Source organism: Undibacterium sp. JH2W (assembly GCF_049340425.1).
Taxonomy (GTDB): domain Bacteria; phylum Pseudomonadota; class Gammaproteobacteria; order Burkholderiales; family Burkholderiaceae_D; genus Undibacterium.
Map to the genome: position 1 here is coordinate 1 of NZ_JBMPOT010000084.1, position 355 is coordinate 355.

Annotated in this window: 1 protein-coding gene; it reads left to right on the forward strand. The window is 50.4% G+C overall.

Going from position 1 to position 355, the window contains the following annotated elements; genetic code table 11:
• Positions 1-79 precede the first annotated feature (79 nt).
• On the forward strand, positions 80-355 hold a 276-nt coding region (locus ACO0LC_RS29220), incomplete at its 3' end, for a hypothetical protein (protein ID WP_423009779.1).

Here is a 355-nt window from a genome sequence, read left to right on the forward strand (position 1 = left end):
AGTGCAACAGATTTTGACTCTCGATCATTTGGGATGACGCGGATACGCTTTGCGCTCTTTTAACTCAACAGGAGAACGCATGGCTGCTAAACCTTCATTTGAATTACGCCTACGGGTGCTCAATGCCCCCGGCAATAGCATGCGTGAGCGCATCAAGTTTGTCGCCGACAAGACCTTTATCGATGGCTTGTCAGCCCACCCGTACCGTTTCACCTGGCGCACCATCAACACCTGGCTATATCGTCATAAAAGTCGTGGCATTGCCACCCTGGAGAATAAAACCCGTTCCGATAAAGATGCTTATCGTAAGGTGCAGGTGAATCAGTTGGCTGAGGCAATCCATGAAGTGCTGCCG